The following is a 7,239-nucleotide window of genomic DNA, read 5'->3' on the forward strand; positions in this document are numbered from 1 at the left end:
TTAAATATCTCCTTTCAGACTTTTATTTCTAAATGCAATACGAAATATTAAGATCTATTTTTAAATAGCTTCTATGATAAATTTGACGATCACAAAAGATGCATGTATAAAAATTGATGATTCTACCTTCATTTTTTAAAATTGATAAATGTAAAAAAAAGCTTAAATTGATCATTCAACTATTTTTTTAATATGAAGCTTCTAGCACTCTTAAATGTACTGTTTATAACATTGTGTCTAATTTCTTGCGGTTTTAATCCTAGTGATTTTAATGATGTAGGAATTAAACCTCTGGAATCAAAGTCAATTGCTATTCCTTTATTGGACGGTAATGTAGAACTGGTGGATTTGTTAGACAGTTTGGATCGCTCAAGCTTACATACTGATGCTACCCCTTGGTATTTGGAATATAAATCTTGGGAGACGCAAGCTCAAAAAGACACCATTAAGCCGCTCATCACTGGAAAGGATATTTTGAATGATCCGTCTTTTAAATTACAAACAGGGCTCTCTGTTCCTCTACTTGCTTCCTTTGAAAACATCATTCTCAATAAAGAAGTTATTATTCCTGTTACCACCGTCAATCCCTTTTTTGATGTAAATTTATTAGAAGTAGCAAAAGGTGAATTCATTGCTTCATTTATCAATAAAGCAGATGTTTTATCTTTTTTTTCGATTGAACTCATTCAATACAACAACAGTAACGACACCACCATCCTTGATCAGGCAGGGTTCCTTATGCAACCCAATGTTAGTACTGAACTAAAATTAGAAATCATCAATTCAGAAGTAAATACTTCTTCTGGTATCAGCACTGCATTACGTCTAAAAAATGCGGTAAGTGGACAAAATGCTCCTTATACAGTGGCACCATCACCCAATCAAGGTATTCAAATTAATGAAGTAGGTGGTTTACATTTCACTCCCTTTGTAGATATTGATCTTGATATTCCTATCGCTGAGAAATCGATGGACATCAATATCTTTGAAAATTCATTAGAAGGTGGTAGTGTCACTTTATCAGAATTTCAGTTGGATATTGTTTCCTATAATACATTTGGGTTGGATATTTTTGCTGGAAATATTGAAGTTTTAGCTCAAAGTTCTATTGATGACTCACTTGTCCCTATTGTATTTTCATCCTCTGAAATTGGGAGACCACGAAATCAATTGAACGAAAAAATAGACACACTTACTTTCTTAAAACCTGAAGCTGCCTTAGATGTCAAACCCAATAAATTGATAATGAGAGGTGACTTTCAAATTCAGATGAGGAAGGGAATTGATTATTATGTAGAAGATGACTCTTATATAAAGGAACAGTTTATTGCTAAGATACCTTTCGAAATAGGAATGGATAATGTCACCTTTTCTACTTCAATACTCAGAGTACAAGATTTTCAAGAAAGTATAAATAGCATTGACTCTGCCACGATACGTCTTGGGGTAGAAAATCACTTCCCAATGAGTGGTGTGTTATCCATCTACACCAAAGATGCGATTGACGACGAGGCTCCTTATCAGATTGATTTAAGTTCAGAAATGAATCAAAATGATTTTGTGTTTATGAAATCAGCCACTATTGATGCCAATAATCAGGTGGTTGCCCCTACCACATTACAAAGTACTTTCAGAATTACAAAAGAAGATGCTCAAAGATTAGTTGATGCAAAATACATATATATAGAAGGGAGGTTTAGTACACCTGATGGAAAAATTGTACCTTTCCTTCCAGGGCAACGCCTACTACTTAAAGCGGGTATTTTTGCTTCCATAACGCTATCTCCTGATGATTTATAATTTTAAGAAATATATTACTCTAAGTGTACTTTTGTTAAGTGCGCTGACTTGTTTAGGACAACAGGAAACCATGCTTTACTTTATGAAAGACATGCCTCAGTCCTTGCAATTAAACCCTGCACATAAGAGCGTTTATAAAACATCAGTGGTGTTACCTTCGGTTTATATGAATGCAGAATCGACCACTTTTTCATACAACAATATTTTCACAGAAGATTTAGACGGGAACAATATTGATTTGGAAAAGTTCTTTGAAAAACTGCAGGATCAAAATGTAATGGAATCAACCGCCGTAGTTGATTTGGTAGGATTAACCATCACTTCAGATAAAATTAGTATCAGTCTATTTGTAAGAGAAAGAATATCTAGTGTAATGCAAATTGAAGAGGATGTCGGAGAATTATTTGCAAAAGGAACTGCTCACCCTGACAACCTTAATAAAGAATTCAATATCGCTCCTTCTTTTAACTTAAGTCACTATCGAGAATACGGCTTTGGTTTTAATTATAATATCAAAGACCGTTGGACATTTGGGGTCAATGTAAAATATCTTTCTGGTTTGATGAATATCAACATGAAAAATGCCCAAATCACATTAAAAACAGAAGATGCAGCCAACTATCCTATCACGGTTTCTATGGGAGATGCTCCGATTAGAAGTGCTGGTTTCAATAAATTATTGACATCAAACAAAGAGATTACTTCCGCTGAACTCGGTTCTTATTTAGCGGGTGGTGCAGGAAATGGTTATGCAATTGACCTTGGATTAACTTTTCAGTTAACGGATAAAGTATTATTAGAACTAGCTGCTACCAACATCGGTCAAATTATATGGAGTAACTCTAGACAAGACTATAGACTTGGTGCCGAAGATTATAACACTATGGTGCTTACGGGGTCAAACCCACAAGATGTTTTCAATAATGAAAACCTTGATACCCCAAATCCTCAATATGATTCTTTGGTCAGTTTGTTTGATTTTCATGAAATGGAAAATAGTGATCAAAGTTCTTATATCACGACCCTACCAATGTATGCCAACCTTGCAGGAAGTATTGATTTAGGCCATAAGTTTATCATTGGTTGCACGATCGGCTTTAGTTATATAGAAGATTATTTTAATCCTCGTTTTTCCATTAGTGCAAATAAAAGATTTGCTGATTTTTTAGGGATTGGTATCAACTATACTGCTGACAAAAGTGGAATTTCACGTGTGGGTGGTGCACTCAGTATTGGTTTCCCTGGTATAAAAGTATATGCGATATCAGATGATCTCGTTAAAAATATTACCAATTGGAAAGACTCTCAATCCTTAGGTATTCGATTTGGGGTGAATTTGAACTTTGGCTATGTCAAACAAAATTACCTCAATAAAAGACAAACGAGAGCAAGTCAGATTATGGAATGGCATGATTAAAAGATCATTATAAACACAAAATCATTTCTCTTTTCTCAACATTTACTTCAAAGTGCGTCATTATGGAGCACTCTGTCACTTAAAAACACATTCTATATTTCTCTAAAAATCAAAAACAAACCCCTAAACACCTCATTTACAACAACAAACACATTAACGGCTTATTCTTTTCATTAATAATGGTGTATCACATTAAAAAGCATCAAAATGGACAGAATAATTACAAAAGAGGAAAAGAAAAAGGATAAAAAGAAGCAATACTTTAAGATTGGTACTGCCGTCGTTTTTGGATTAGGTCTACTTTATTTAGTCAATGGTTATTTAACAAAGAAAATTGACCGAAGAGATATTTCCATTGGAATTGTTGAAAAGGGAAATGTTGCATTGACTATTTCTGGAAGTGGAAAAATAGAGCCTACGCTTCAAAAAGCAATTACATCTCCATTTTCATCATTTATTGAGGCCACATATAAAGGTATAGGTGATAATGTCAAAGCCAATGAATCAATTCTTCAAATTAATGTAGCAGAAGCTGAAAATAAACTTTCGTCAATGAAAGATGAGGCTGAAATGAAACGTGTCGAAATCAACAAAGAAAAACTAAGACTCAACAAAGAACTTTTTAATTTAAAAAAGGAAACACAAATCAATGCTCTTCAATTAAAAAGCAGAGAAGAAGCATTAAAAAGTGAAACAAAATTATTGTCGATTGGTGGTTCCACTGAGGAAAAAGTAAAACAAGCAAAAACATTATTAGAAGTAGAAAAATTAAAACAAGAGCAATTAAACCATGATTTAAAAATTAAGGAACAAGGTATTCTTCAAGAAATCAAATCATTAGAGCTTTCACTTTCTATTCAACTTAAAAGCATTCAAGAACAAGAAAGAAAATTAGAAAAAGCAAAGACAAAAACTGGAATGGACGGAGTCATCACTTTTATCAAAGATAAAGTAGGTGCTTCAATTACAGAAGGTGAGGTTTTGGCTAGAGTAGCCAATATGGATCAGTTTAGAATCCGTGGAAAAGTGTCAGAACAATATGTCGCTTCTCTTTCTATTGGAATGGACGTGATCGCTAAAACTTCAAAGGCTTCTTATACTGGAAATGTCACAAGTATTTCTCCCTCTTCTGACAATGGAATGATCACAGTTTTAGTACAAATTCACGAGCAAAAAGATTTAGATCTACTTCGTCCAGATATGATTGTTGACCTTTCAATCATCAGAGAACAACATGAAAATGTATTGAGAGTAAAAAACAGAGGAGCATTCAAAGGCATAAAGAACGAGCAATTATTTGTGATTCATAATGGTAGTGCAGAAAAAGTAACGGTACAAACCGGATTTAGAAACTCTGTATGGGTGGAACTAAAAAGCAATGTTCAAGAAGGCGATTCCATCATCATCTCCCCTACAGATAAATTTATCAACTCACCGCATATTGAAATTAAATAATTTTTGATCTCAACGAAGAAACAATCATGAAAAAGCTATCATTATTAGGGGTATTACTATTAATATCTTCCACTTTATTGGGTCAAAAAGTTTTAAGCCTCAAACAGGCGATCGACCTCGCACAAGCCAATTCCAATTATGTTCAGATTGCAGGAAAAACATTAGAGATTGAAAGGGCAAATTTTAAATCCTTTCAAACAGACTTAAGACCTCAAATGGTGTTACAAGGAACACCTACTTCTTATGGAAAAAATTACAATCCGATTACTCAGCCAGATGGAAGTGTTGTGTACCAAGCTGTAGAACAAAATAACATTAATATGCAATTGAATTTAACTCAACAAATTGCAGCAACAGGAGGTTCTGTTTTCATAGGTAGCCAACTTAACCGATTTGATGATTTTCAGAGTGAAGTACATCAATATCAGGCACAGCCTTTTTACATTGGATACAACCAACCCCTTTTTCAATACAACCAATTGAAATGGCAAAAAAAATTGGCTCCTCTACAACTTCAAGAAGCCGAAAAGCAATTTATAGAGGACATGGAATGGATTGCAGTTCAAACCACTCAATTTTATTTTGATGCTCTTGTGTCACAATTGAATAGTAACATTGCACTTCAAAACGTGGAAGACAATCAAAAAATAGTAAAAATCACAAAGGCAAAAAAGGAATTGGGCAGAGCTTCTGAAAGTGAAGTATTACAAGTAGAACTAAACGTAATCTCGGCAGAGCAAACTTATGCATCGGCTAACTTAAGTTATAGAACAGCGATGAGAGCATTATTAAATTACTTACAAGTAGACTCTTATAATGAGATTGATATTCAATTATTAGTTCCTGCTCATTTTAACCTTAGTCAAATTAATACCGATAAAGCATGGGAATTTGCCAAAAGAAACCGTAAAGACTTTATCAATTATCAGAGAAGAACGGTAGAGGGTGAAAGTCAAATTGCAAAAGCTAAACGAGATAACCGATTCCAAGCTAATGTTGAAGTCGCATTTGGCTTAAGCAATCAATCCAACGATATCAGCCAGGCTTACAGCAATAATATTCAATCACAACAATTCAATGTGACATTGGCCGTTCCGATTTTGGATTGGGGAAGAGCAAAAGCTAGAATCAATTCGGCTGTAACAAGTTATGAATTGACACAAGCTCAAATCGAACAAGATAAATTGGATTTCCAAAGGGAAGTCATCAACGCCAGTGAGCAACTGGAAACGATGGCAGAACAGGTGAATTACATTCAAAAAGCAGATGAAGTTGCTCAGAAAAAATACTCTATTGCTTTACAACGCTATGAATTGGGAGATATCAGTATTCGTGAATTGGTTTGGTCAACTGATGAAAAAGACCAGGCAAAAAATGCTTATATCAATACTTTAAAATCTTACTGGGTAAGTTATTATCAATTGAGAACCATAACGTTGTATGATTTTGAAGGGGAAGAGAATATTAGGTATGTACTACAGTAATTTTAAGGATAATCTAAATCTGGATTATCCTTAAAATAGAAATTCTATTATTAGAAATACTTAATCCACTTAGAGGTACTTTTCCTTTTATACTCAGAAAACTTCTTTGTAGGAAAATACAAAACCATAGAAAGTGCAATCGTACATAACCAAATCTGCCAGAGGTAATCAAAACCAAAGTACTCCCCTTGGTTTGTTCCAAAACTATTCACTAAGATTTTATAGGCTACTAAAAGTATATAAAGGTGGAGTACGTAGAAAAACATGGGTGCTGATCCATAAGTTCTCAGAAATTCAGTAAAGCGGTTTTGTACTTTCTCAAAAAGATAAAGCAAGAAACATCCTATCCCAATAGTCAAAAGAATGAAATCTAACGAAGGAGGATACTTTTTAAAGTTCAGAAATGACATCACAGACTGTATGAAAGTATCTTTTATTTCCCAAGACAATGTCTCTCCATAAATATTAAATCCTCTTATCACTAGCAATAAACCCAAACAACTCAAACCAATCTTCACTAAAGTTCTCAGTCTAGCCTCAGAATTGAATTTCTCACCAAAAAGAGGTCCAGTGAAATACCCCAACAGAATAACTCCAATCCAAGGTAAAACAGGATAAGAAGCTTTAATAGCAATAAAATCATTTGGAAGAATAAAACCTCTCTGATATAAAATGGTCCATAATGTATAACCAATCTGATCTTCATTGATATGAATTGAGGTCAACATATTGTGGCCAAAAACAATCAAAAAGCCTATTACTCCAACCCACTTATGATTCAACTTGCTCAAGAATGCAAGACTAATCATACTCGCACCAATAGCCCAAATCACTTGTAAATAGAGCGTTTGATAATTTCCAAACCAAGAAAAATTAATCAATGTGACTTCAATGAGAATCAGAAAAAGTCCTCTTTTCCATAAGAAACCACTAGCTGATCGAGGCGATTTCCCTCTAGGATGAGCATATAACCAAGCCGATAATCCTGTCAAGAAAACAAATACAGGAGGGGCTGTCGCAAAACTAAGATTTGAATAAATAATCATTATGTTTAACTTATAACATAATGATTATTTACTATGC

At 33.9% G+C, this 7,239-nt stretch carries 5 protein-coding genes; 4 read left to right on the forward strand and 1 reads right to left on the reverse strand.

What is annotated here, in order from left to right:
• Positions 1-192 precede the first annotated feature (192 nt).
• The 4 genes from IC221_RS28995 (at position 193) to IC221_RS29010 (ending at position 6,156) form a co-directional block, all read left to right on the forward strand.
• Positions 193-1,800 carry a hypothetical protein gene (locus IC221_RS28995; protein ID WP_188172279.1) on the forward strand — a complete coding sequence of 536 codons (1,608 nt, stop codon included), beginning with the start codon at positions 193-195 and terminating at the stop codon, positions 1,798-1,800.
• Positions 1,790-3,217 (forward strand): DUF5723 family protein, encoded by a 1,428-nt coding sequence (locus IC221_RS29000; RefSeq protein WP_188172280.1) that lies wholly within the window; start codon positions 1,790-1,792, stop codon positions 3,215-3,217. Before IC221_RS28995 ends, IC221_RS29000 begins: the two co-directional genes overlap by 11 nt.
• A 207-nt stretch (positions 3,218-3,424) precedes the next feature.
• On the forward strand, positions 3,425-4,672 hold the full coding sequence (locus tag IC221_RS29005; RefSeq protein ID WP_188172281.1) for an efflux RND transporter periplasmic adaptor subunit: 1,248 nt from the start codon (positions 3,425-3,427) through the stop codon (positions 4,670-4,672).
• A 26-nt stretch (positions 4,673-4,698) separates the two neighbouring features.
• Positions 4,699-6,156, forward strand: coding sequence for a TolC family protein (locus tag IC221_RS29010; protein WP_188172282.1), 1,458 nt, complete (start codon positions 4,699-4,701; stop codon positions 6,154-6,156).
• Positions 6,157-6,206: 50 nt separating this feature from the next.
• Here IC221_RS29010 and IC221_RS29015 read toward each other — a convergent pair whose 3' ends face one another.
• Entirely contained in the window at positions 6,207-7,202 is a 996-nt protein-coding gene (locus tag IC221_RS29015) for a DUF1624 domain-containing protein (protein ID WP_188172283.1), read from the reverse strand.
• Positions 7,203-7,239: the final 37 nt, after the last annotated feature.

Source organism: Flammeovirga sp. EKP202, assembly GCF_014534745.1.
Lineage (GTDB): Bacteria > Bacteroidota > Bacteroidia > Cytophagales > Flammeovirgaceae > Flammeovirga.